Source organism: Mycolicibacter heraklionensis, assembly GCF_001021505.1.
GTDB lineage: Bacteria > Actinomycetota > Actinomycetes > Mycobacteriales > Mycobacteriaceae > Mycobacterium > Mycobacterium heraklionense.
Window position 1 is genome coordinate 303,345 of record NZ_LDPO01000001.1, and the last position, 21,479, is coordinate 324,823.

23 protein-coding genes are annotated in these 21,479 nt (G+C 69.0%); 13 read left to right on the plus strand and 10 right to left on the minus strand.

The annotated features are described in order from the left end of the window. The 8 genes from ABW16_RS01430 (at position 1) to pth (ending at position 4,948) form a co-directional block, all read left to right on the plus strand. Positions 1 to 981: a ribose-phosphate diphosphokinase gene (locus ABW16_RS01430; RefSeq protein WP_047317319.1), complete on the plus strand. Its 981-nt coding sequence runs from the start codon at positions 1 to 3 to the stop codon at positions 979 to 981. 1 nt (position 982) lies between these two features. Further along, a complete protein-coding gene (arsC, locus tag ABW16_RS01435; RefSeq protein WP_047317320.1) occupies positions 983 to 1,327 on the plus strand; it encodes an arsenate reductase (glutaredoxin) in 345 nt (114 codons plus the stop codon). Beyond that, positions 1,324 to 1,980 (plus strand): LpqN/LpqT family lipoprotein, encoded by a 657-nt coding sequence (locus tag ABW16_RS01440; protein WP_047317321.1) that lies wholly within the window; start codon positions 1,324 to 1,326, stop codon positions 1,978 to 1,980. The genes arsC and ABW16_RS01440 overlap by 4 nt, the downstream gene beginning before the upstream one ends. Before the next feature lie 58 nt (positions 1,981 to 2,038). Beyond that, positions 2,039 to 2,401, plus strand: coding sequence for a heme-binding protein (locus tag ABW16_RS01445; protein ID WP_047317322.1), 363 nt, complete (start codon positions 2,039 to 2,041; stop codon positions 2,399 to 2,401). Continuing rightward, a complete protein-coding gene (locus tag ABW16_RS01450; RefSeq protein ID WP_047317323.1) occupies positions 2,401 to 2,676 on the plus strand; it encodes a hypothetical protein in 276 nt (91 codons plus the stop codon). Before ABW16_RS01445 ends, ABW16_RS01450 begins: the two co-directional genes overlap by 1 nt. 27 nt (positions 2,677 to 2,703) lie before the next feature. After that, a complete protein-coding gene (locus ABW16_RS01455) occupies positions 2,704 to 3,576 on the plus strand; it encodes an oxidoreductase (protein WP_047317324.1) in 873 nt (290 codons plus the stop codon). Positions 3,577 to 3,715: 139 nt separating this feature from the next. Beyond that, positions 3,716 to 4,351: a 50S ribosomal protein L25/general stress protein Ctc gene (locus ABW16_RS01460; RefSeq protein ID WP_047317325.1), complete on the plus strand. Its 636-nt coding sequence runs from the start codon at positions 3,716 to 3,718 to the stop codon at positions 4,349 to 4,351. A 12-nt stretch (positions 4,352 to 4,363) separates the two neighbouring features. Then, positions 4,364 to 4,948, plus strand: coding sequence for an aminoacyl-tRNA hydrolase (pth, locus tag ABW16_RS01465; protein ID WP_047317326.1), 585 nt, complete (start codon positions 4,364 to 4,366; stop codon positions 4,946 to 4,948). Positions 4,949 to 5,051: 103 nt separating this feature from the next. On the opposite strand, the gene ABW16_RS01470 is transcribed toward pth, so the two are convergent. The 3 genes from ABW16_RS01470 to ABW16_RS01480 all read right to left on the minus strand — a co-directional run bounded on the left by ABW16_RS01470 (position 5,052) and on the right by ABW16_RS01480 (position 9,451). After that, positions 5,052 to 6,686 carry a fatty acyl-AMP ligase gene (locus tag ABW16_RS01470; RefSeq protein WP_047317327.1) on the minus strand — a complete coding sequence of 545 codons (1,635 nt, stop codon included), beginning with the start codon at positions 6,684 to 6,686 and terminating at the stop codon, positions 5,052 to 5,054. Positions 6,687 to 6,936: 250 nt separating this feature from the next. Beyond that, on the minus strand, positions 6,937 to 7,899 hold the full coding sequence (locus tag ABW16_RS01475; RefSeq protein WP_047317328.1) for a 4-(cytidine 5'-diphospho)-2-C-methyl-D-erythritol kinase: 963 nt from the start codon (positions 7,897 to 7,899) through the stop codon (positions 6,937 to 6,939). A gap of 85 nt (positions 7,900 to 7,984) precedes the next feature. Beyond that, positions 7,985 to 9,451, minus strand: coding sequence for a PE-PPE domain-containing protein (locus ABW16_RS01480; RefSeq protein ID WP_047317329.1), 1,467 nt, complete (start codon positions 9,449 to 9,451; stop codon positions 7,985 to 7,987). 152 nt (positions 9,452 to 9,603) lie between these two features. On the opposite strand from ABW16_RS01480, the gene ABW16_RS01485 reads away from it, so the two are divergent. Further along, positions 9,604 to 10,443, plus strand: coding sequence for a serine/threonine-protein kinase (locus ABW16_RS01485; RefSeq protein WP_047317330.1), 840 nt, complete (start codon positions 9,604 to 9,606; stop codon positions 10,441 to 10,443). Here the strand turns inward: ABW16_RS01485 and rsmA are convergent. From rsmA to ABW16_RS01500, 3 genes are all read right to left on the minus strand, one after another. Continuing rightward, entirely contained in the window at positions 10,359 to 11,309 is a 951-nt protein-coding gene (gene rsmA / locus ABW16_RS01490) for a 16S rRNA (adenine(1518)-N(6)/adenine(1519)-N(6))-dimethyltransferase RsmA (protein ID WP_082133898.1), read from the minus strand. The genes ABW16_RS01485 and rsmA overlap by 85 nt on opposite strands. Beyond that, entirely contained in the window at positions 11,282 to 12,400 is a 1,119-nt protein-coding gene (locus ABW16_RS01495; protein ID WP_082133899.1) for a resuscitation-promoting factor, read from the minus strand. The genes rsmA and ABW16_RS01495 overlap by 28 nt, the downstream gene beginning before the upstream one ends. Before the next feature lie 119 nt (positions 12,401 to 12,519). Continuing rightward, positions 12,520 to 13,365 carry a TatD family hydrolase gene (locus tag ABW16_RS01500; RefSeq protein ID WP_200900596.1) on the minus strand — a complete coding sequence of 282 codons (846 nt, stop codon included), beginning with the start codon at positions 13,363 to 13,365 and terminating at the stop codon, positions 12,520 to 12,522. A gap of 18 nt (positions 13,366 to 13,383) precedes the next feature. Between ABW16_RS01500 and metG the strand changes: the two genes are divergently transcribed. Next, a complete protein-coding gene (gene metG / locus ABW16_RS01505; protein ID WP_047317333.1) occupies positions 13,384 to 14,928 on the plus strand; it encodes a methionine--tRNA ligase in 1,545 nt (514 codons plus the stop codon). 9 nt (positions 14,929 to 14,937) lie between these two features. Here the strand turns inward: metG and ABW16_RS01510 are convergent, their stop codons facing one another. Beyond that, positions 14,938 to 15,129 (minus strand): hypothetical protein, encoded by a 192-nt coding sequence (locus ABW16_RS01510; protein ID WP_047317334.1) that lies wholly within the window; start codon positions 15,127 to 15,129, stop codon positions 14,938 to 14,940. Positions 15,130 to 15,149: 20 nt separating this feature from the next. Beyond that, positions 15,150 to 16,607, minus strand: coding sequence for an NAD(P)/FAD-dependent oxidoreductase (locus ABW16_RS01515; protein ID WP_047317335.1), 1,458 nt, complete (start codon positions 16,605 to 16,607; stop codon positions 15,150 to 15,152). A 180-nt stretch (positions 16,608 to 16,787) separates the two neighbouring features. On the opposite strand from ABW16_RS01515, the gene ABW16_RS01520 reads away from it, so the two are divergent. Genes ABW16_RS01520 through ABW16_RS01530 form a run of 3 tightly spaced genes read left to right on the plus strand, consistent with a single transcriptional unit; the run spans position 16,788 to position 20,167 of the window. Next, a complete protein-coding gene (locus ABW16_RS01520; protein WP_047317336.1) occupies positions 16,788 to 17,987 on the plus strand; it encodes an NAD(P)/FAD-dependent oxidoreductase in 1,200 nt (399 codons plus the stop codon). After that, a complete protein-coding gene (locus ABW16_RS01525; RefSeq protein WP_047317337.1) occupies positions 17,984 to 18,913 on the plus strand; it encodes an RNA polymerase sigma-70 factor in 930 nt (309 codons plus the stop codon). Before ABW16_RS01520 ends, ABW16_RS01525 begins: the two co-directional genes overlap by 4 nt. A gap of 12 nt (positions 18,914 to 18,925) precedes the next feature. Further along, complete coding sequence (locus ABW16_RS01530; protein WP_047317338.1) at positions 18,926 to 20,167, plus strand: aminodeoxychorismate synthase component I; 1,242 nt, start codon at positions 18,926 to 18,928, stop codon at positions 20,165 to 20,167. Between the two features lie 4 nt (positions 20,168 to 20,171). Here the strand turns inward: ABW16_RS01530 and ABW16_RS01535 are convergent, their stop codons facing one another. Both ABW16_RS01535 and rsmI read right to left on the minus strand, forming a co-directional pair. Then, on the minus strand, positions 20,172 to 20,570 hold the full coding sequence (locus ABW16_RS01535) for a DUF6632 domain-containing protein (RefSeq protein ID WP_047317339.1): 399 nt from the start codon (positions 20,568 to 20,570) through the stop codon (positions 20,172 to 20,174). A gap of 70 nt (positions 20,571 to 20,640) precedes the next feature. Further along, a complete protein-coding gene (gene rsmI, locus ABW16_RS01540) occupies positions 20,641 to 21,477 on the minus strand; it encodes a 16S rRNA (cytidine(1402)-2'-O)-methyltransferase (RefSeq protein ID WP_047317340.1) in 837 nt (278 codons plus the stop codon). Positions 21,478 to 21,479: the final 2 nt, after the last annotated feature.

Genomic DNA, 21,479 nt, shown 5'->3' on the forward strand with positions numbered 1-21,479 from the left:
GTGAGCCACGACTGGACAGACAATCGCAAGAACCTGATGCTCTTCGCTGGTCGTGCGCACCCGGAGCTGGCTGATCAGGTCGCCAAGGAACTGGACGTACCAGTGACGGCGCAGACCGCCCGGGACTTTGCCAACGGCGAGATCTTCGTGCGCTTCGACGAGTCGGTGCGGGGTTGCGACGCCTTCGTGCTGCAGTCGCACCCGGCGCCGCTGAACCAGTGGTTGATGGAACAGCTGATCATGATCGATGCGCTCAAGCGCGGCAGCGCCAAGCGGATCACCGCGATCCTGCCGTTCTACCCCTACGCCCGCCAGGACAAGAAGCACCGCGGCCGTGAGCCGATCTCGGCTCGCCTGGTGGCCGACCTGCTCAAGACGGCCGGCGCCGACCGGATCGTCACCGTGGACCTGCACACCGACCAGATCCAGGGCTTCTTCGACGGCCCGGTGGACCACATGCGGGCCCAGCCGCTGCTGATCGGCTACATCAAGGAGAACTACGGCAACTCCGATGTCGTGGTGGTCTCCCCCGACTCCGGCCGGGTGCGCATCGCCGAGAAGTGGGCGGACTCGTTAGGTGGCGTACCGCTGGCTTTCATTCACAAGACCCGCGACCCGCTGGTGCCCAACCAGGTCAAGTCCAACCGGGTGGTCGGTGAAGTGGCGGGCAAGACCTGCGTGCTGATCGACGACATGATCGACACCGGCGGCACCATCGCCGCGGCGGTCAACCTGCTGCGCGAAGACGGCGCCCGCAACGTGATCATCGCCGCCACTCACGGGGTGTTGAGCGACCCGGCTGCCGAGCGGCTGGCGGCCTGCGGGGCCAGCGAGGTGATCGTCACCAACACCCTGCCGATCCCCGAGGACAAGCGGTTCCCGCAGCTGACCGTGCTGTCGATCGCTCCGCTGCTGGCCAGCACCATCCGCGCAGTGTTCGAAAACGGCTCGGTCACCGGCCTTTTCGACGGAGACGCCTGACATGGCTGACGCGGTGGTCTATCACAACCCGCGCTGCTCGACCTCACGCAAGACGCTGGATCTGCTGCGCGAGAACGGTATCGAGCCGACGGTCGTGGAGTACCTGAAGACCCCGCCGTCGCGTGCCGAGCTGGCGGAGATGATCAGTGCCGCGGGGATCGGTGTGCGCGACGCGGTGCGCACCGGCGAGGCGGTGTACGCCGAGCTGAACCTGGCCGATGCAACCGATGACGAACTGCTCGACGCGATGGCCGCCAACCCGATCCTGATCCAGCGGCCGTTCGTCGTCACCGGTAACGGCACCCGGCTGGCCCGTCCGATTGACGCGGTCCGCGAGATCCTGTGACCCCGCTGCGCTTGGCCGCCGCGGCCCTGGCATGCGCGACCGTGGTGAGCACAACGTCGGGGTGCGGCGCCAAAACCCCGGACTATCACTCGATTTGGGGCAACGGCAGTACGACCACCACCTCATCGGAGCCGGAGGCCCCGGTCACCGTGGGGCGCTACCTGGAGGATCAGGGAGTGGCCGCTGAGGCGGTGGCCCCCAACGCACCGACCGACCTGACCGTGTCGATCCCGACGCCGCCGGGCTGGACGAAGAAAGAAAACCCGATGCTGCCGGCCACCACCCTGGTCCTGGGCAAGGGCGAGAAGTTCCCGCGGGCGATCTTGAGTGTGGTCAAGCTCAACGGGAACTTCGACTCGAAAGAAGCCATCCGCCACGGTGTGGTGGACGCCCAGCTCTCGCCGAACTTCCGGCTGTTGGACGCCTCCAACGAGGACTACCAAGGCTTCCCGTCCTCGATGGTGCAGGGCACCTACGACATGGACGGCCAGCGCCTGCACAGCTGGTTCCGGATGGTGATCGCCACCGGTTCGGGGCCGGCGGAACAGCGTTACCTGGTGCAGTTGGCGGTCACCGCCCCGGCCGACGAGGCGCCCAAACATGCCACCGACGTCGAGGCGATCATGAAGGGGTTCACCGTCGCCGCCAAGTGAGTCCCCACCGGCCCCGGGCTTGTTACAGTGCGACGCACCCGTCGAAGGGAGTTCCACCATGCCCCTTATTCGCCTGTCATCGCTGAGCCTTGCGGGCCTCGGCGTCGCCGCAGTCGCTACCGGCCTGCTGGCACCGGTGGCGCTGGCAGACCCGCCCGGCTGCACCGCCGCCGACATGGCCAACGTGCTGACCGGCGTCGCCGCGTCGACATCCGGATACCTCTACGCGCATCCCGACATCAACGAGTTCTACACCGACCTGCGCAACCGGCCCGACGACGAAGTGCCCGAGGCGATTCGCAGCTTCTTCGCCGACAAACCACAAGCCCACGCCGACTTGCTGGGGCTGCGCCAGCCGCTGGCTGACTTCCGCGCCCGCTGCGGACTGCCCCAACCCGAGCACCCGCTGCTGGACCAGTGATGACACGCCGGGTCTGGGTCATCGCCGCACTGGCACTGACCAGCCTGCCGGGGGTCGTCGTCGTGTTCACACCGGCCGGCAGCGCCACGGCGCAGGGCTGCGTCGGTGTGGGCCGCCGCGTCTACGTCAGCGGATGCGCCGACCCGGTGCCCCCGCCGTCCTATTACGCGCCGCTGCCCGAAGACGTGCCGCCACCTCCGCCACCGCCACCTCCCCCGGTCAACACCTGCGTGGGCTACAACGGGCGTTGGGTGCACGCCAACAACTGCAACTGAGCGCCGCAGCGATCTAGGGTGGCAGCCATGAGCTCTTGGACCGCCGCCGATCTACCGTCCTTCGCCGGCCGCACCGTTGTGGTCACCGGCGCCAACAGCGGATTGGGCGTCGTCACCGCACGCGAGCTGGCCCGCGTCGGCGCCGCCGTCACCCTGGCCGTCCGCGACACCGCCAAGGGCCAGGCCGCAGCGGCGGGCATGCCCGGCAACGTGGTGGTGCGTGCCCTGGATCTGGCGGACCTGTCCTCGGTGCGGCGGTTCGCCGACGAGACACCGGGGGTCGACGTGCTGATCAACAACGCCGGGATCATGGCCGTGCCCTACGCCAAGACCGTCGACGGCTTCGAGAGCCAGATCGGCACCAACCATCTGGGTCACTTCGCCCTGACCAACCTGCTGCTGCCCAAGCTCACCGACCGGGTGGTGACGGTGTCGTCGTTCCTGCACCGGATGGGCTACGTCAGCCTCAAGGACCTGAACTGGGAGTCGAGGCGGTATTCGGCGTGGCTGGCCTACGGCCAGTCCAAGCTGGCCAACCTGCTGTTCACCAGCGAGCTGCAGCGCCGACTGGTGGCGGCGGGCTCACCCCTGCGGGCGCTGGCCGCCCACCCCGGCTACTCGAGCACCAATCTGCAGGGCCACACCGGCAATCGGGTCGGCGACGTGCTGATGCGCACGCTCGGCAACGGCCTGTTGGCCACCAGCCCCGATTTCGGTGCACGCCAAACCCTGTATGCCGCGTCCCAGGATCTGTCCGGCAATACCTTCGTCGGTCCGCGGTTCGCCTTCATCGGCCGCACCGGGTCGGTGGGCCGCAGCCTGCTGGCCAAGCGCGGCTCCACCGCCGCCGGGCTGTGGGAGCTGTCTGCGCAGCTCACCGGGGTTCAATTTCCGCTCTGAGGTGCGGATGCGCTAGCCTGACCAGGCGTCACGGCGAGGGCGGCCACCCAATTCGGCCGCCGTTATCGACGAGGACCTCCTGGATGGTTGTCGCGATCTGGCCGTGCCTCATGCACGCCGCAGCAACCAAGGAGTTCCGATGGCCAAGTCCCAGACCACCAACCAGCTCACCGTCTCGGTGCGGACCGAGACCGGTAAGGGCGCCTCCCGGCGGGCCCGCCGCGAAGGCAAGGTCCCCGCGGTCCTCTACGGCCACGGCACCGACCCGCAGCACCTGGAGCTCAATGCCCACGACTTCGCCGCCGTGCTGCGCCACTCCGGCACCAACGCGGTGCTCACCCTCAACATCGAGGGTAAGGAGCAGCTGGCGCTGACCAAGGCGCTGGACGTGCACCCGATCCGTCGCACCATCCAGCACGCCGACCTGTTGGTGGTCAAACGCGGCGAGAAGGTCGTCGTCGAGGTCAACGTCGTCATCGAGGGCGACGCCATGTCCGGCACCCTGGTCACCCAGGACGCCACCACCGTGGAGATCGAGGCCGAGGCGCTGTCGATCCCCGAGCAGCTGACCGTCTCCATCGAGGGCGCCGAGGCCGGCACCCAGTTCACCGCCGGCGGCCTGGAGCTGCCCAAGGGCGTGACGCTGGTGTCCGACCCGGACCTGCTGCTGGTCAACGTGGTCGAGCCGCGGGCCGAAGAGGAGCCCGAAGCCGAAGCCGCGGGCGAGGCAGCCGAGGCGGAGGCCGGCGAGGCCGAAGCCGGCGAGGCCGAGTAGGCCGAGCACGGCGTGGCCGAGTCACCGCCGATACTGGTGGTCGGCCTGGGCAACCCGGGCCCGAACTACGCCCGCACCCGGCACAACGTCGGCTTCATGGTTCTCGACCTGCTGGCCGAGCGGATCGGGTCGGCGTTCAAGCTGCACAAGAAGTCGGGGGCCGACGTGGCCACCGGGCGCCTGAGCGGGCGCTCGGTGGTGCTGGCGCGACCACGCTGCTACATGAACGAGTCGGGCCGCCAGGTGGGCCCACTCGCCAAGTTCTATTCGGTGCCCACCGGCGGCGTCGTGGTGATTCATGACGACCTCGACCTGGACTTCGGCCGGATCCGGCTCAAGCAGGGCGGCGGCGAAGGCGGTCACAACGGGCTGCGCTCGGTCGCGACCGTGTTGGGCAGCAAGGACTTTCAGCGAGTCCGTTTCGGGATCGGCCGGCCGCCCGGCCGCCAGGATCCGGCGGCGTTCGTGCTGCAGGCATTCACCGCCAAAGAGCGCGACGAGTTGCCCACGATCTGCGAGCAGGCCGCCGACGCCACCGAGCTGCTGATCGAGCTCGGGCTGGAACCGGCCCAGAACGTCGTGCACGCCTGGGGTTAACGGGCCCGCCACCTCCCGCGAGGGTGCGTGTTTGTACGGCAAATTCCGGCGTGTCGGCGTACAAACACGCACCCTCGCGGAAAGAGGAAACGCGGCAGGCGCGCTAGGTGACCAGGGCGACGGAGTTGGCCCGGCGCAGCTTGCCCGACGGGGTCTTGGGGATGCTGCCCGGCCCGAGCACCACCACGTTGCGGGGCCGCATGTCGACCTCGGTGACCACCTCATGGGCGACCTGGTGCTCGATGCGGCGTACCTCGGCAGGGTCCTGCCAGGCGTTGGATTCCACCGCGACCGCGAACGTCTCCCGGGAGTGCCCGGCGTCCAGGCGTACCGCGACCGCGCAGCCCGGGCGCACACCCTCGACCCGGCCCGCAGCCCGCTCGATGTCGGTCGGGTAGATGTTGCGGCCCGCCATGATGATGACGTCCTTGACCCGGCCACACACCACGACGTGGCCGTCCTCCATCTGGTAGCCCAGGTCGCCGGTGTCGTACCAACCGTGCTCGTCCTGCGCCGGCAGGAAGCCCGCCATGGTCAGATAGCCCGGGGTCACCGGCTCGCCGCGCAGCTGGATCACGCCGACCCCGCGCGGCGGCAACGAGTTGCCGTGCTCGTCGACGATCCGGATCTCGATGCCCTCCAGCAGCGGCCCCAGCGAGGCCAGTCGCCGGGTGTTGCCCTTGGTGGCGGGCACCGCCCGGCGCAACGCGGCCAGCAGATCGGCGTCGACCTCGTCGACCACCAGGCCCGCGCCGCACTTGGAGAACGACACCGCCAGCACCGTTTCGGCCATGCCGTAGGCCGGCAGGATGGCGGCCGGGTTCAGCCCGAACGGCTTACCGGCATCGATCAGGTCCTCGACGTCGGCCGGCTCCACCGGCTCAGCACCCGAGAGCGCGAACCGCAGCGTGGACAGGTCGAACTGTCCCGGCGTGGCCTGCTTGCGCAGCCGCTTGGCGAACAGCGCGTAGGCGAAGTTCGGGGCCGCGGTCATGGTGCCCTTGTACTTGTCGATCAGCTTGGCCCACAGCAGGGTGTCCCGCAGGAAGTCCATCGGGGTGATCTTGACCAGCTCGGCGCCGAAGTACATCGGCACGGTCAGGAAGCCGATCATGCCCATGTCGTGGAAGCACGGCAGCCAGCTGACCATGACGTCCTTCTCGACGTCATACTCGGCGCTGATGAACATCGCCTCGGCGTTGGAGTAGATGTTGCGGTGGGTGATCTGCACGGCCTTCGGCGACCCGGTCGACCCGGACGTCAGCTGCATCAGCGCCAGATCGTCTTCACCGGCTTCTTCCGGATCGATCGGCTCGGCGGCCAGCAGGTCAGTGACCGTGACCACCTTCAGACCCTTCTCCTCCAGCACCGGCGCGGCTGCCATGAAGGGGTCGGAGATGATGACGGCCTTGGCGTCGATCATGTCGACGACGGTCATGGTGTCCTCGGCCCAGACCGCCAGGTCGGTGCGCGGGGTGGGCTGGTGCAGCATGGTCAGGCTGGCGGCGCGCATCCACACGCCCTGGGCGGTGGGAGCGATTTCGACCGGGGCGCCTGCGAGCACCCCGACCGCGTCTCCCGGGCCGACCCCGGCCGCGGCCAGCCCGCCGGCGATGCGCCGGGCGCGTTCATGGACCTCGCCCCAGGTGTGTCGGACGGGGGCGTGCGGTTCACCGGTAACCATGCCCTTGGACGACTCCCGGGCACTACGGAACATGTTGTCGGTAAACCTGCTCACGACGGCCTCCTAGCCGGCACCGGTACTTTCCATACGGGCTCAGATTTCATGCTCCACCTGCTGGAGACCACATCGCGACAGGCACGCGCGCACAATTCGGTGGCGGTTAGATCTCGATACCGTAATGCGCGGCCCACCAGAGCGGCGAGCGTCTGGGTGGCAGGGCTGTCCTGGCCGCAAATAGTCACCGCGGGCCATCTTAAACTCCTCTTAATCCGCGGGCAAATCTGCCAGCGGATCGGTGTCGCGGCTAGGCCCCACTCACCGACGACGGCACCACTCGGGCGCCGTAGACCGGGCCGCTGGCCACCCGCACCGCCCGTCCCGCGCCGAGCGCCGAGAGTTCGACGGCGACGTCGGCCGCCGACTGCGCCGACAGGCACAGGAACGCACATGTCGGGCCGGATCCGGACACCACACCGGCCAGGGCACCGGCCTCCACGCCGGCGCGCAGGGTCCGGCGCAAGCCCGGGTTGAGGCTGACGGCCGCCGCCTGCAGGTCATTGCCGAGCAATCCGGCCAGCCGCTGCGGGTCACCGGCGGCCAGCGCCGCCAGCACCGGCTCGGGCTCACCCGATTCCGGCAACTTGCGCCCCGTGTCGCGCAGCCGGTCCAGCTCGGCGAAGACCGCCGGCGTCGACAGCCCACGGTCGGCGAACGCCAGCACCCAGTGGAACGTCTCCCGGGTGAGCACCGTTGCCAGTTCCTCGCCGCGACCGGTGCCCAACGCGGTACCGCCGTGCAGCGCGAACGGCACGTCACTGCCCAGCCGGGCGGCCAGCGAATGCAGGTCGCGACGCGGCACGCCGAGTTCCCACAACACATTCATGCCGACCAGCACCGCCGCGGCGTCGGCGCTGCCGCCGGCCATGCCGCCGGCCACCGGGATCGACTTGTCGATGCTGATCGCCACGTCCGGAGCGCGGCCCACATACTCGGCCATCAGCTCGGCGGCCTGCCACGCCAGGTTGCGCTCATCGGTCGGCAGCACATCGGCACCCTCGCCGCTGACCCGCAACGACAGCACGTCGGCGTCGCGGACGGTCACCTCGTCGACCAACGAAACCGCGTGGAAAACGGTGGTCAGCTCGTGGTAGCCGTCATCGCGACGGTCACCGACGGCCAAGTAGAGGTTGAGCTTGCCCGGTACCCGCACGGTGACCGAACCGGTCGGGGACCAGTCGGTGGCGGTATTGCCGTCGGATGCGGTCACGCCGATGAGACTATCGGTCCACACCGGCTCCGAGGGGGCTTAGTGCCAGGGCTCGGACTGGGTACGCCTACTCGATCAGGTTCGATCAGGAGGAGAACAGGTCGGAGAAGTCGGAGCTGATCGAGCTGAACGCGTTCATCAGCACCTCCAACTCGAACCCGCCCGCCATGGTGACCAGCCCGGTGGTGGCCGCCAGCGGCATCCCGATCGCGCCCAGCAGATCACCCGACATCAGTTCGTTGAAGAACAGGCTCGCGGCGTAGGCCGGCAGCGTGGTGATCAGCGAATTGATGATGTCGGCGGTCGGGAGCAGAGTCGCGTACAAGGTCGCCGCGGCGCCGCTGAGCGTGTTGACGACGTCCATCAGGCTCGGCAGGGAGAAGTCCGCGGGGCCGCTGTCCAGGCCGAACAGATCCGTCGCGCTGCCGGACCCGATGTTCTGCAGGTCCGCGATGAAGTCGTTCCAACCCTGCTCGGCACCGTTCACCAGAGCGGTGAGCACGTCCATCGGGTTGACGTCGGGGAAGACCCCGAACGGCGTGGAGACGTCCGCCGGGCCCTGGTCCCAACCGTGTTCGATGTCGCCGTAGCCGAGGTTGATCAGCACCCGCAGGGCCGGCTGCAACAGGTCAGCGAACGCATTGCCGAAGGCGTTGCCGCGCAACAGCTCCAGCAGCGGCAGGTTCTCGGTGGGGATCATGAAGTACTGGTTGTTACCGGTGTAGTCGCCGGAGGTGTCCAGCTCGATGGCCGTCGCCAGCTGGGCGTCGGTCAGCGACGGGTAGGTGCCGTGGATGAACATGATGCCCAGGAAGGCATTGATGTCGGCCAGGAAGTTCAGCGGGTATTTCGGGAAGTCGGCGAAGCCGTCGTATTCCTGGATGTAATTCGCTGTCTCCCAGGGCGTCTCGGACGGCGCGCCTCCGCTGAAGGTGACCCCGAGGGCGGGCAGGCTCAGCGGGACACCGGGAACGTCGAAGCGGGACAGCAGGCCGCCGTTGGGGTTGGCCGGGCTGCCCAGCGTCACGAAGGACAGCTGGTCGGAGGTCGGACGCTCGTCCTCGGGCAGAGCCAGCAGCTGGTCCATCACCAGTCCGTTGATGACACCGCTCTGCGAATAGCCCAGTACGACAAGGTCATTGCCCTTGCCGACCTCTTCCAGGATCTTCTGGTACAGGATGGTGGAGCCCTGCTGCAGCGAGGTGTCCAGCGGCAGCGTCTTCACGCCGGTGAGCGGGTAGAGGCCCTCCGGCGTGAACAGCGGGTTGGTGGCGTCCACCGGGAAAGTCGGCTGACCCTCGAACTTCGGGGTCGACGGGTCGATGAACCGGTCGGTGAGGGCGGTCAGGTACTGCGGCGGTGGGATCGGGAGTCCGCTGCCACCCATGATCCAGGACTCGGTGTCCAGCAGGGTCGTCTGGGCGATCACTGTCTTGGCGGTCGCGGCCAGCTCGGGCGCCACCACGGGCGCGACGCCCAGTGCGGCAATGGCGGCCAGGGTCAGCGGCACCGCACCGAAGGAAGTCAGGTTGCGATGGGACAGAGTTGTCATGGCGGCCTCCCGGGGTGACGTATGCGGACGATTATCACCTCGCACCAGCGAAATGTCATCGATTTTTGGCTATTCAATCATGTTGTTCTTAGTTTTCTGCGAGGCGTCCCCTAACCGCGCCGAAGACCGCTCCAGCGCCATAACCTGGGCCCATGACTGGAGTCGGCGTCGACTACGGCGGCTACCTGATCGAGCGCGAGGTCGGGCGTGGCGGGCACGCCGGCGTGTACCGGGCCCATCACCGCAGCGACCCCGACACGATCGTGGCGCTGAAGGTCCTCGACGAGTGGCACCGCTCCCCCGCCGAGCAGGGCCGGCTGGACCGCGAGTTCGCCTTCGCGAACGCGCTCAAGCACCCCAATATCGTCGCGGTGTACCGGCACGGGCCGTTCTGGCTGGCGATGCAGTACATCGACGGGGGCAAGGCGACCGGCCTGCGAACGCTCGAGGATCGCCTGGCCGCGCTGACCCAGGTGGCCGCCGCGCTCGACTACGCACACCGGCGCGGCATCGTGCACTCTGACGTCAAACCCGCCAACATCCTGATCCCCGCGGATTTCGGGCGCGCCGGGGCGGTGCTGACCGACTTCGGGACGGCCCACGCCGTCGTCGAAGACGTGTGGCACCGGCCCCGACATACCGGAAACCCCGAGGTCTCACTGCCCTACACCGCGCCGGAGATCCTGCAGGGCAAGGCCCCATCGGCGGCCACCGACGAATACGCCCTGGCCTGCACGGCGGTCGAGCTGCTCACCGGGGCACCACCGTTTGCCGCCCAGAACGCGGCCGATCTGGCCGATGCGCATCTGCGCCTGCTGCCGCCGCCCCTGTCCGACACACTCGGTCCGGCGGCGCGGGCCGCCGACGTGGTGGTGCAACGTGCGCTGGCGAAGTTTCCGGCGCGCCGCTACGAGTCCTGCGCCGACTTCGTCGAAGAGTTGTCCCGCGCGCTGCTGTCGCACGCCGGGCCCGCCAAGGCCGTCGAAACCTGAAGCAGGCGAACGAAATCCGCGATCGCCAGCGTCTCGCCGCGACGCATCGGATCGATACCCGCCGCCCCCAACAGTTCGGCGGATCGCGCACCCGACCCAGCCCAGTCGGCGAACGCGTTGCGGGAGGTCTTGCGGCGCTGGGCGAATGCGACGTCGACCAGAGCGAAGACCTGCCGGCGGAACGCGTCGTCGACCGGCCACGGAGCGGCGTCGTACCGGTCGATGCGCACCAGCCCGGAATTCACTCGCGGTACCGGCCAGAACACACTCGGCGGCACGGTGCCGCAGCGACGCACCGCACCGAAAAATCGGGCCTTGGCGCTGGGCACCCCGTAGTCCTTGCCGCCCGGCTCGGCGGCCAGCCGCTCGGCCACCTCCAACTGCACCATGACCGTCACGGTGCGGATGGAGTCGAACTCCGACAGCAGGTGCAGCAACGCCGGGACCGCCACGTTGTAGGGCAGATTTGCCACCACCGCGGTCGGCGCGGTCGCCAGCTCGTCCCGGCGCAGGGTCAAGACATCGGCGCCGAGCACCTCCAAACGGGTCGCATCAGCGGGTGCGTGTTCGGCGATGGTCTGCGGCAACCGCGCGGCGAGCACCGGATCCTTCTCGACGGCGATCACCGTCGGGCCGTGCTCGAGCAGCGCCAGGGTCAGCGACCCGAGCCCAGGCCCGACTTCGAGGACATGGTCGTCGGCGGTGATTCCGGCGCCGTCCACAATCCGGCGCACGGTGTTCGCATCGTGAACAAAGTTCTGCCCCAGTGATTTCCGGGGCCGCAGGTCGAGTTCGTTCGCCAGGGCCCTGATGTCACCGGCCCCGAGTAGCCCGATGGTCAGCGTCTCCCGCTGCACACCGGCCAGGCGCCCCAGCCTTGGCGGGCCTGGGTGACCTCCGCGATCGCGATCTGCTCTTCACGGGTGGCCATATCCGCGCGCGGTGCGTACTTCAGACCGCCGTTGGCCACCCAGGTGCCGTAGTCGAACTGCACGCCGCCGTAGAAGCCGTTGCCGGTGTTGATCGCCCAGTTTCCGTGCGACTCACAGTTGGCGATGCGGTCCCAGGCGGCTCCGTAGACCGACGGCGGCACCTCGGTGCCGGGCTTGGCACCGACCCGCAGCACCGAGTCACGGGCCGGGGCCACCACCTCGTTGGCGACCGGCAGACGACCGGTCTCGGCGCCGTTGACGGTGGCCACCGAGTAGGTCACGTCCTGGGTGCCCGGGGTGCCCGGGTCCTCGACGACCTGCCGGCTGATGTTCATGGTCGGGTCTTCGATGCGACGGGCGGGCGGCGGAAGCGGCACCCGCTCGGTGACCTGCTTGACCCGGATCCGCGTCACCTGGATCTGCATGCCCTCGCTGATCGGCGTCGACGCCGCCGGGGTGACCTTGTCGGCCTGCTGTAGCGGGGCGCCGTCGGCGGCCAGCAGCTCGGCGACATTGGGCGCGGCCCGGTGCACCGTGCGCACGACGCCACCGTCGTCGATCGTGACGGTCTTGGCGCTGACGACCGGCAGCGCCATCCCGGCCAGCGGGACCCGGCTACCGCGGGACGCCGCGGCGGGGGCGGTGTCGGTCATCGACAGCTGGGCCAGCGCCTCGTCCACCGAGAGCGCCGTTGTCCACACCTGCTGGGGCTCGCGACCGTCCAGGGACACCTGCAGCGGCCGGCCACGACGGACCAGGATCGTGTCGGAGTCGTGCACCTGAGCATTGCGGGCGGGGCTCACATCGTCGCGGTCGCCGAGGTCGAAGCCGTTCTCGGCGACGACGTCGATCACCCGCGACCGCATGGTGGTGACGGTGATGGGAGTTCCGTCCACATCCAGCGTCACGGTCTTGACGCTGGCGAGCGCGAAGCCGCCGGCAAAGGTCAGCACCAGTAACAGCGCGCCGACCAGCACCCGCAGCATCGGCGATGGCGCCTGATGCAGCCTGGTCAAAGTGTTCAAGGCAGAAAACCTAACGACGTTGAAGGCACGGCAATGGGGCATTGTCTGCCCCAGGTTCGATAACGGAACGGTAACGAACCCGACCGGCAGTCGGCAACCGAATGTGACCTGCTCGACCTTCAGTCCAACCCGTACACCCGACGGGCGTTGCGGTTCGTCACCTGCGCCAGTTCGGCTGCCGATGTTGCCAACAGCTCGGCCAGCGCTCTGACAGTGTATGGCAGACAGTAGGGCTCGTTCGGTGAACCGCGGTACGGATGTGGAGTCAAAAATGGTGCGTCGGTCTCCACCAGCAGCTGCGCATGGGGAATCAATGCCACCGCTTCCCGCAGGTCACGGGCGTTTTTGAAGCTGACCGTGCCGGACAGGCTCAGGATCCAGCCGGCGTCGACGCAGGTGTGAGCCATTTCGGGACCCGAGGAGAAACAGTGGAAGATCACCGTCCCGGGAGCACCTTCGGCGCGCAAAACATCGAGCACGGCGCCGTCGGCGTCGCGATTGTGGATCATCAACGGTTTGCCGGTGCGTTTGGCCAGGTCGATATGCCAGGCGAAGGCGTCGCGCTGGGTCTGCGGATCGGCGCAGCCCTCGAGGCGCCCGGGCCAGTACAGGTCCATACCGGTCTCCCCGATCGCCACCACCCGCGGATGGGCGGCCAGCGCCTCGATCTCGGCGCGGGCCGCGTCGGTGAGGGTGCCGGCCCGGGTGGGATGCAGCGCGACCGCCGCGTAGACCCGGTCGTCGGCGTCGGCGGCCTGGGTCACCCAGCGAGCCGAAGCCAGGTCGTCGGCGACGGTCACCGCCGCCTGCACCCCGACCGCGGCGGCCCGGTCCATGATCGCGCGCACCGAAGACGCGTCGGCACCGCCGCAGGCGTCGAGGTGAGTGTGGGCGTCGACCAGCGGGCTCAGCGGCTCCGGTGCGGGCGGCGGAGTTTTGGCTGATCGTTTCGAGCTCACCCGCACACAATAGGGTGAACGGTGATGAAGCCTTTCTACGTCACCACCGCGATCACCTACCCCAACGGTGAGCCGCACATCGGCCACGCCTACGAGTACATCGCGACCGACGCGATCGCCCGGTTCCACCGACTCGACGGATTCGACGTGCGGTACCTGACCGGCACCGACGAGCACGGGCTGAAGATGGCCGAGACCGCCGCCGCCGAAGGCATTCCGACCGCGGAGCTGGCGCGGCGCAACTCCGATGTTTTCCAGCGGCTGCAGGAGAAGCTCAACATCTCCTTCGACCGGTTCATTCGCACCACCGACGCCGATCACCTGGAGGCGTCCAAGGTGATCTGGCAGCGCATGGTCGACGCCGGTGACATCTACCCCGGCGCCTACAGCGGCTGGTATTCGGTGCGCGACGAGCGGTTCTTCACCGAGGGCGAGACCCGGCTGACCGAGGATGGTTCCCGGGTGGCGGCCGAGACCGGCGCGCCGGTCACCTGGACCGAGGAGCAGACCTTCTTCTTCCGGCTCTCGGCCTACGCCGACCGGCTGCTGGCGCACTACCAGGCCAACCCGGACTTCATCGCTCCCGAGGTGCGCCGCAACGAGGTGGTCAGCTTCGTCTCCGGCGGGCTGCGGGATCTGTCGATCTCGCGCACCTCGTTCGACTGGGGCGTGCCGGTTCCCGGACACCCCGATCACGTCATGTACGTCTGGGTGGACGCGCTGACCAACTATCTGACCGGGGTCGGCTATCCCGACACCGACTCGGAGTCGTTTCGCCGGTACTGGCCCGCCGATCTGCACATGATCGGCAAGGACATCATCCGGTTCCACACCGTGTACTGGCCCGCGTTTCTGATGTCGGCCGGAATCGAGTTGCCGCGCCGAGTTTTTGCGCACGGCTTCCTGCTCAACAGCGGCGAGAAGATGAGCAAGTCGGTGGGCAACGTGATCGACCCGGTGGAGTTCGTCGACAAGTACGGGGTCGATCAGGTGCGCTTTTTCCTGCTGCGTGAGATCCCGTTCGGCCAGGACGGCAGCATCTCCGATGAGGCGATGATCGGCCGCGTCAACGCCGACCTGGCCAACGAGCTGGGCAACCTGGCGCAGCGCTCGCTGTCGATGGTGGCCCGCAACCTCGACGGGGTGGTGCCCGAGCCGACCGCCCAAGCCGCTGACGGCGAGGAACTGCTGGCACTGGCCGACGAGCTGCTGGAGAAGATGCGGGCCGCGTTCGGAACGCAGTCCATGCACCTGGGCCTGGAGGCGATCTGGCAGATGCTGGGCGCGGCCAACCGCTACTTCTCGGCCAACGAGCCGTGGAAACTGGCCAAGAGCGAGTCGGCGGCCGATCAGGCCCGCTTCGGCACGGTTTTGTACACCACGCTGGAGGTGGTGCGGATCGCGGCGCTGCTGGTGCAACCGGTGATGCCGGACTCGGCAGCCAAGCTGCTGGATCTGCTGGGCCAGACCGACGAGCAGCGGATGTTCACCGCCGTGCCCGAGCGCCTGGCGCCGGGTCTGACGCTCCCGGCGCCGTCCGGGGTGTTTCCGCGCTACCAGCCCCAGTAGCGCGAGGCGCTAGCCATCGTGGCCGCGGGCGATGACCCCGACCATCTTGAGGTTGATGCGGACGAAACGCCAGCACTGCACCAGCAGGCTCTGCCGCAGCCGCAACGTCCGACGGGTCGGCAGCGGGGCATCGGCGATGCGCTCGGCGGTCTGGCGGTTCGCCGCTGTGTTGGTGGCGTCGTCGTTGATGGAGTCGTCCATGAGTGAGCCTTCCCTTCCAGTCATTCCGGGATCAGCCACCAGAACGGCCGTGCCTTGGCCTTGTAGATGAACAGGTAATGCAGCAGCAGTTTCATCCAGTGGCCGGCGAGGCCGATTTCGCCGGACGTACCGGCGAGGTCGCGGCCGGTCTGCGGGTAGCGCGCCGGGTCGGGCACCACCGGAAACATCGTCATCGCCGCTGCCGAGCCCTGCCGCAAACCGGTGCCCGCCGAAGCGATGCAGGCCGCACCCATGGTCGCCATCGACGCGCGGTGAGCGGGTGCATCGACGCCCCGGATGATCCGGTCGCGGATGGTCCGAGCGATCGTCTTCGCCATGATCCCCGACGGCATCCCGGTGCGCGGCGGGCTGGGCGTGATGACCGTGCCGTTGCGGCTCGTGCGAGGCCGGGAGATCGGATGTGGCGGCGCAAACGCGATGCCGGGCGCAAAGACGTTCGGGTAGGCCGGCGACTGGTAGGTGTGCGGCCAGTCCTCGGCGGACCATTCTTCGTAGGGCTTGCCCGAGTAGTCCGCGTCGACCTTCATGAACCCGGACGGCGCGAACAGCGTCGTGGTGATGTCCGTGCCGGCCCGGTCGTAGGCGGTGAGGTTGGCACCCTTGAACGGCGGGAGCAACATCGCGAAGTCGAAGTCGAGCTGGTGTTCGGTGCCGTCGAGTTGCTCGTAGCGCAGTTGCCCGTCCATCACCTCGTGCACGTGCGCCTGGGTGACCGCCTTGACGCCGCGCTCGCGGAACAGCGACTCGGTCCACAGCCGGCTGGACTGCGTGAAGCCTTTGTCGACGAAATCCAAACCGTCGACGCCGAAGTCACCGAGTTCGTACTCGTTGGTCAGGTAGACGATCTCGGCGAGGTCGCGCACGCCGGCATCGCGCAGGGCGCGCTCCACGTTGAACGTGTACTCGAACGCCGCGCCTTCGCAGGTGCAGGTGCCATGCCCGACGCCGACCACAAGGCGTTGCGGCACACCGTCCTTCAGCTTGGCGATAACCCGGTCGAACGCCTGGCCGGCCTCGACGGCGTGGCCGGCGGTGCACACCGACCAGGAGTGACCGCCCGGACCAAGCCCGGGGGTGGCCGCGAAGTTCAGCAGCGGACCGGTCGCGTTGACCAGATAGTCGTAGGTGAGGTTGTCGGTCTCGCCGCGGCGCGCGGGGTCGGTGTAGGTGAAGTCCACCGACGGCTTCGCCTCCTCGGCGGTGCCTTCGGGGTGGATGGTGGTCGCCCACGCCTGACGGAACCCGATGTGTTTGCGGTCGTAAATCGGTTTGAGCGGAATCAGCACCTTCGCCGCGTCCATCCGGCCCACGCCCACCCAGATGTTGGAGGGGATCCAGTTCCAGTCCGGTTCGGGTGAGACCACAACGACTTCGTGCTGACGCGGCAACATGCGGCGCAGATGCAAGGCGGCGGTGTGCCCGGCGATGCCGGCCCCGAGGATAACGGTTCGCGTCATCGGTACTCCCTCTCCCTGGTGGCCCGGGCTTGCGGGTGCTGCTCCACGACTGCCGGCCACGCCAGCCATATTACCCCCGGGGGTATATTTCGCGCCAGGGGCCCGGCCGCCACCGCATCGGGCGGGCGTGATGTGGGCCACAGGCTGTCACGTTCGGGCCGTCCGCGGTGTCTTGAGGGCATGACCAACACACACAACTCCCCCAGCACCCGCACCCGCGTCGTCGTCATCGGCGGCGGCTACGCAGGCACCATGGCGGCCAACCGCCTACGGGCACGTCCGGACGTCGACGTCACCCTGGTCAATCCGCGGCCGGCGTTCGTCGAACGGATCCGGCTGCACCAGCATGTGGCCGGCACCTACCGAGCCGACATCGACTACCACGACCTACTCGGTGACGGGGTCCGGCTGCTGGTCGATGAGGCCACCCGGATCGACGCCGCCAATCGACGCATCCAGCTGGCATCGGGCACCGTGCTGCGCTACGACTACCTCATCTATGCGGTGGGCAGCACCGGCGCGATCACCGCGGCGGTTCCCGGTGCCGCCGAATTCGCCTACTCCATCTGTGAATTCGAGTCCGCAGTCCAGCTGCAGGGCCGGCTCGCCGAGGTGGCGCCGGACGCACCGGTGACCGTGGTGGGCGGTGGACTGACCGGAATCGAGGCGGCCTCTGAACTGGCCGGGCAGGGTCGTCCGGTGACCCTGGTCTGCGGCGGAATGCTCGGACCGTCGCTGCACGCGGCGGGCCGTCGCTCGGTGGCCAAGGCGCTGCGCAAGCTGGGTGTCGACGTACGCGAGGCCGCGGTCGTCGCCGAGGTGCGGGCCGACGCACTGGAGCTGCGCGACGGCACCGTGCTGCCCAGCGCGGTGACGGTCTGGACGGCGGGCTTCGGCGTCCCGGACTTGGCCGCGGCCAGTGGACTGGCCACCGACGCAGTGGGCCGGCTGCTCACCGACGAGACCCTGACCAGCATCGACAACCCGTGGATCATGGCAGCCGGAGATGCCGTCGCCCCCTCGGGCCAGCCGTTGCGGATGAGCTGCCAGGCCGCCTTGCCGCTGGGCGCCCAAGCCGCCAACACCGTGCTGGCCCGCATCGCCGGCACCTCACCGGCACCGCTGGACCAGTCGTTCGCCGCGCAGTGCATCAGCGTGGGCCGGAACGCGGCGACCGTCCAGTTGTCCCGCCGCGACGACACCCCGATCAAGGCGTTCGTCGGCGGGCGGCTCGGCACCGTGGTCAAGGAGGCGATCTGCAAGTACACGGTGAAGTGGATTCGGGGCGAGGCCACCAAGCCGGGCTCGTACCGTTGGATGAAGGGCGGCCGGGCGGCCCAAATCGCACCGGGGCACGTGGAACGGGGGGCTGCGGTGTGAGAAGCGAGGGGGCACCTCCCGCTTGCGGGGGACACGCCGAGCGGTTCACCGAGCTGCGGCCACTGCTGTTCACCATCGCCTACGAGATCCTGGGCTCGGCAACCGAATCCGACGACGTCTTGCAGGACAGCTACCTGCGCTGGGCCGAGGTCGATCTGGCCGAAGTCCACGACGTCAAGGCGTACCTGGCCAGCCTGGTCACCCGGCAGGCACTCAACGCGCTGCGGGCCGACGCCCGGCGGCGCGAGGAGTACGTCGGGCCGTGGCTGCCCGAGCCGCTGCTGCTCACCGAACATGACCCGTCTGCCGATGTCGTGCTGGCCGAATCGGTTTCGATGGCGATGTTGGTGGTGCTGGAGACCCTCAGCCCGGACGAACGCGCGGTGTTCGTGCTGCGCGAAGTGTTCGGGTTCGGCTACGACGAGATCGGGGCCGCGGTCGGCAAATCGGCGGCCGCGGCCCGTCAGGTCGCGCATCGGGCCCGTGGCCACGTCCAGGCCCGGCGGCCGCGCTACACCCCGGTGGACCCGGAGGAAAGCGCTCGGGTCACCGCAGAGTTCATGACCGCGGCGGCCGGCGGCGACCTCACGACCGTGCTGTCGATGCTGGCACCCGATGTGGTGTGGACCGCCGACAGCGGCGGCAAGGCCAGCGCGGCCCGGCGGCCGATCGTCGGAGCCGACAAGGTCGCCCGCACAGTCATCGGGCTGCTGCGGCAGGGGGCGCAGATGCCCGACGTCCGGGTGGAGATGGGCGTCTGCAACTCCGCGCCCGCGGTGCTGCTCTTTCATGCCGACCGGCTGGAGGGTGTGTTCACGTTCGAGATCGTCGACGGCCTGATCACGAACTTCTACGCGATGCGCAACCCGGACAAGCTGGCGGCGGTGGCGGCTGCCCGGGAGATCACCCGCGGCGCCGACGTCTGACAAGCTAGTGCCGTGCGGATCGAGCGGCTCGGCGACGTGGGGGCGGCACCGGAGGTGCTGCGCGCGGTCGGCGATGCCACCGACCGGCGTGGGCTGCCCCCGCCGGCCGCGCTGACCGGCGAGTGGTTCGGGTCACGGGCAGTGATCGCGCCCAGCGTGGCGGTCGAGCCGGTGGGCCCCGGCGAGGTGTTCGACGTCGCTCCAGGCGCCCAGTCCGACGCGGTGGGTGGCGGCTGGATCGGGTATCTGTCCTACCCCGATGCCGGAGCCGACGGCCTGGGCCCCCGCATCCCGGAAGCTGCCGGTGGCTGGACCGACTGCGTGCTGCGTCAGGACGACCAGGGCCAGTGGTGGTTCGAGAGCCTGTCCGGCGCGGCGATGCCGAGCTGGCTGGCCGAGGCACTGACGACGCCCGCCCCTGCCCAGGGATGCCACATCTACTGGGAGACCCCGGACCGGCAGGCCCACCGCGCCGGGGTGCTGTCCTGCCTGGAGGCCATCCGGGCCGGTGAGGTCTATCAGGCCTGCGTGTGCACCCGATTCACCGGGACCGTCACCGGCGCACCGCTGGACTTCTTCGCCGACGCCGTGGCGCGCACCGGGCCGGCGCGTGCCGCCTATGTCGCGGGCGACTGGGGCGCGGTGGCCTCGCTGTCACCGGAGCTGTTCCTGCGCCGCCGCGGTCAGGTCGTGGACTCCAGCCCGATCAAGGGCACCCTGCCGCTGTACGCCCGCCCGTCGGCGCTGCGCGCTTCGACCAAGGACGTGGCGGAGAACATCATGATTGTGGACCTGGTCCGCAACGACCTGGGCCGGGTGGCGACCACCGGCACGGTCACCGTGCCCGAACTGTTGGCGGTGCGCCCCGCCCCGGGGGTCTGGCATCTGGTGTCCACGGTCTCGGCCAGCGTGCCGGATCAGCTGCCCATGGCGGCGTTGCTGGACGCCACGTTCCCGCCCGCATCGGTGACCGGAACCCCCAAACACCGTGCCCGCCAGCTGCTTTCGGAGTGGGAGTTGTCGCGCCGCGGCGCCTACTGCGGCACCGTCGGGCTGGCGTCACCGGTGGCCGGCTGCGAACTCAACGTCGCGATACGCACCGTGGAATTCGACGCCGACGGTGGCGCCGTGCTGGGGGTCGGCGGCGGTATCACCGCGGACTCCGACGTCGACGCCGAGTGGCAGGAGTGCCTGCACAAGGCCGCCCCGATCGTCGCCGCCGGTCAGTCCCGGCAACGCAGCACCGCGTCGTAAACCCTCAAACCGTTGCGCCGCGGCGCGGCATCAGCAATGCCAGCACCAGCGCCACGATCAACAGCGCCGGCACGTCGCCGAGCAGATGACCGCGTTCGGCAGCGTCGCCAATCGCCTGCGCCGTCATGATCGCGGCGTGCACAACACTGGAGGCCACCGTGAACCAGATGAGGCTGCGGTGGGCCAGCGGATCACGCGCGGCGAACAACAGGAACACCCCGAGCGTGGCGTACATGCCGAGGATCATCACCAGGTAGTGCGAGGAGTCCGCGCCGGCGTGACCCCAGGCCCAGCCCGCCGGCCAGATCACGGTCAGCGGATAGATCCCGACGATGAAGATCAGGCCGACGACGGTCAGCGCAACCTTCAGCGGTGTCGATTCGGTCGTGTCATTCGACGTCATACGCGCCCTCCCGAGGCCAGGAAGCTACTGCAGCAAAGCTTAACGACGCCGGGACGAATCCGATATCCCCTCACTCCCGGGAGCGCAGCACCGCGTCGTACAGCTCGCGTCGCGATACCGCGGCCGGCACGTCGGCGATCACCCGCGCGCAGGCGTCCTTGACGCGCATGCCCTCGCCCGCCAGCCGGATCACCTCGCCCACCAGGGTTGCCAGGTCGGCGCGCGGGGTGGCCCCGGCCAACACCACGGTGATCTCCCCCAGCACGCCGTCGACCGCCCAGTCGGCCAGCTCGGCCAGGGTCCCGCGCCGCACCTCTTCGTGGGTCTTGGTCAGCTCCCGGCACACCACCGCGCGGCGCTGGCCGCCGAGCTCGTCGACCGCGTCGCGCAGGCAGTCGGCCAGCCGCCGCGGCGACTCGAAGAACACACACGTGCGTCGTTCGTCGGCCAGTGACCCCAGCCAGGCCCGTCGCGCCGCCTTCTTGCGGGGCGCGAAGCCCTCGAAACAGAACCGCTCCGCGGCCAGTCCGGACACCGCCAGAGCGGTCGTCACCGCCGACGGGCCGGGCAGGCAGGTCACCGGCAACCCGGCGTCGGCGCACGCGGCCACCAGCCGGTAGCCCGGGTCGCTGATCAACGGCATCCCGGCGTCGCTGACCACCAGCACGGTGGCCCCGGCGTCGATGTCGGCAAGCAGCGCCGGCACCCGCGCCGCCTCGTTGGCGTCGAACAGACTGACCACCCGCCCGGCGATCTGCACGCCGAGCGCCTTGGCCAGCGTCCGCACCCGCCGGGTGTCCTCGGCGGCCACCACGTCGGCGGTGCTCAGTGCTTCGACCAGCCGCGGCGAGGCATCGGAGGGCTGGCCCAGCGGGGTGGCACCCAGCAGCAATCGACCATCGGGCATGG

What these genes read in the sequence shown, in the direction of transcription:
- arsC (WP_047317320.1), top strand. Translation starts at nt 983, where the DNA reads ATGGCTGACGCGGTGGTCTATCACAACCCGCGCTGCTCGACCTCACGC.
- ABW16_RS01445 (WP_047317322.1), top strand. Translation starts at nt 2,039, where the DNA reads ATGCCCCTTATTCGCCTGTCATCGCTGAGCCTTGCGGGCCTCGGCGTC.
- ABW16_RS01450 (WP_047317323.1), top strand. Translation starts at nt 2,401, where the DNA reads ATGACACGCCGGGTCTGGGTCATCGCCGCACTGGCACTGACCAGCCTG.
- ABW16_RS01455 (WP_047317324.1), top strand. Translation starts at nt 2,704, where the DNA reads ATGAGCTCTTGGACCGCCGCCGATCTACCGTCCTTCGCCGGCCGCACC.
- ABW16_RS01460 (WP_047317325.1), top strand. Translation starts at nt 3,716, where the DNA reads ATGGCCAAGTCCCAGACCACCAACCAGCTCACCGTCTCGGTGCGGACC.
- ABW16_RS01480 (WP_047317329.1), bottom strand. Translation starts at nt 9,451, where the DNA reads ATGACAACTCTGTCCCATCGCAACCTGACTTCCTTCGGTGCGGTGCCG.
- ABW16_RS01485 (WP_047317330.1), top strand. Translation starts at nt 9,604, where the DNA reads ATGACTGGAGTCGGCGTCGACTACGGCGGCTACCTGATCGAGCGCGAG.
- metG (WP_047317333.1), top strand. Translation starts at nt 13,384, where the DNA reads ATGAAGCCTTTCTACGTCACCACCGCGATCACCTACCCCAACGGTGAG.
- ABW16_RS01510 (WP_047317334.1), bottom strand. Translation starts at nt 15,129, where the DNA reads ATGGACGACTCCATCAACGACGACGCCACCAACACAGCGGCGAACCGC.
- ABW16_RS01515 (WP_047317335.1), bottom strand. Translation starts at nt 16,607, where the DNA reads ATGACGCGAACCGTTATCCTCGGGGCCGGCATCGCCGGGCACACCGCC.
- ABW16_RS01520 (WP_047317336.1), top strand. Translation starts at nt 16,788, where the DNA reads ATGACCAACACACACAACTCCCCCAGCACCCGCACCCGCGTCGTCGTC.
- ABW16_RS01535 (WP_047317339.1), bottom strand. Translation starts at nt 20,570, where the DNA reads ATGACGTCGAATGACACGACCGAATCGACACCGCTGAAGGTTGCGCTG.
- rsmI (WP_047317340.1), bottom strand. Translation starts at nt 21,477, where the DNA reads ATGCCCGATGGTCGATTGCTGCTGGGTGCCACCCCGCTGGGCCAGCCC.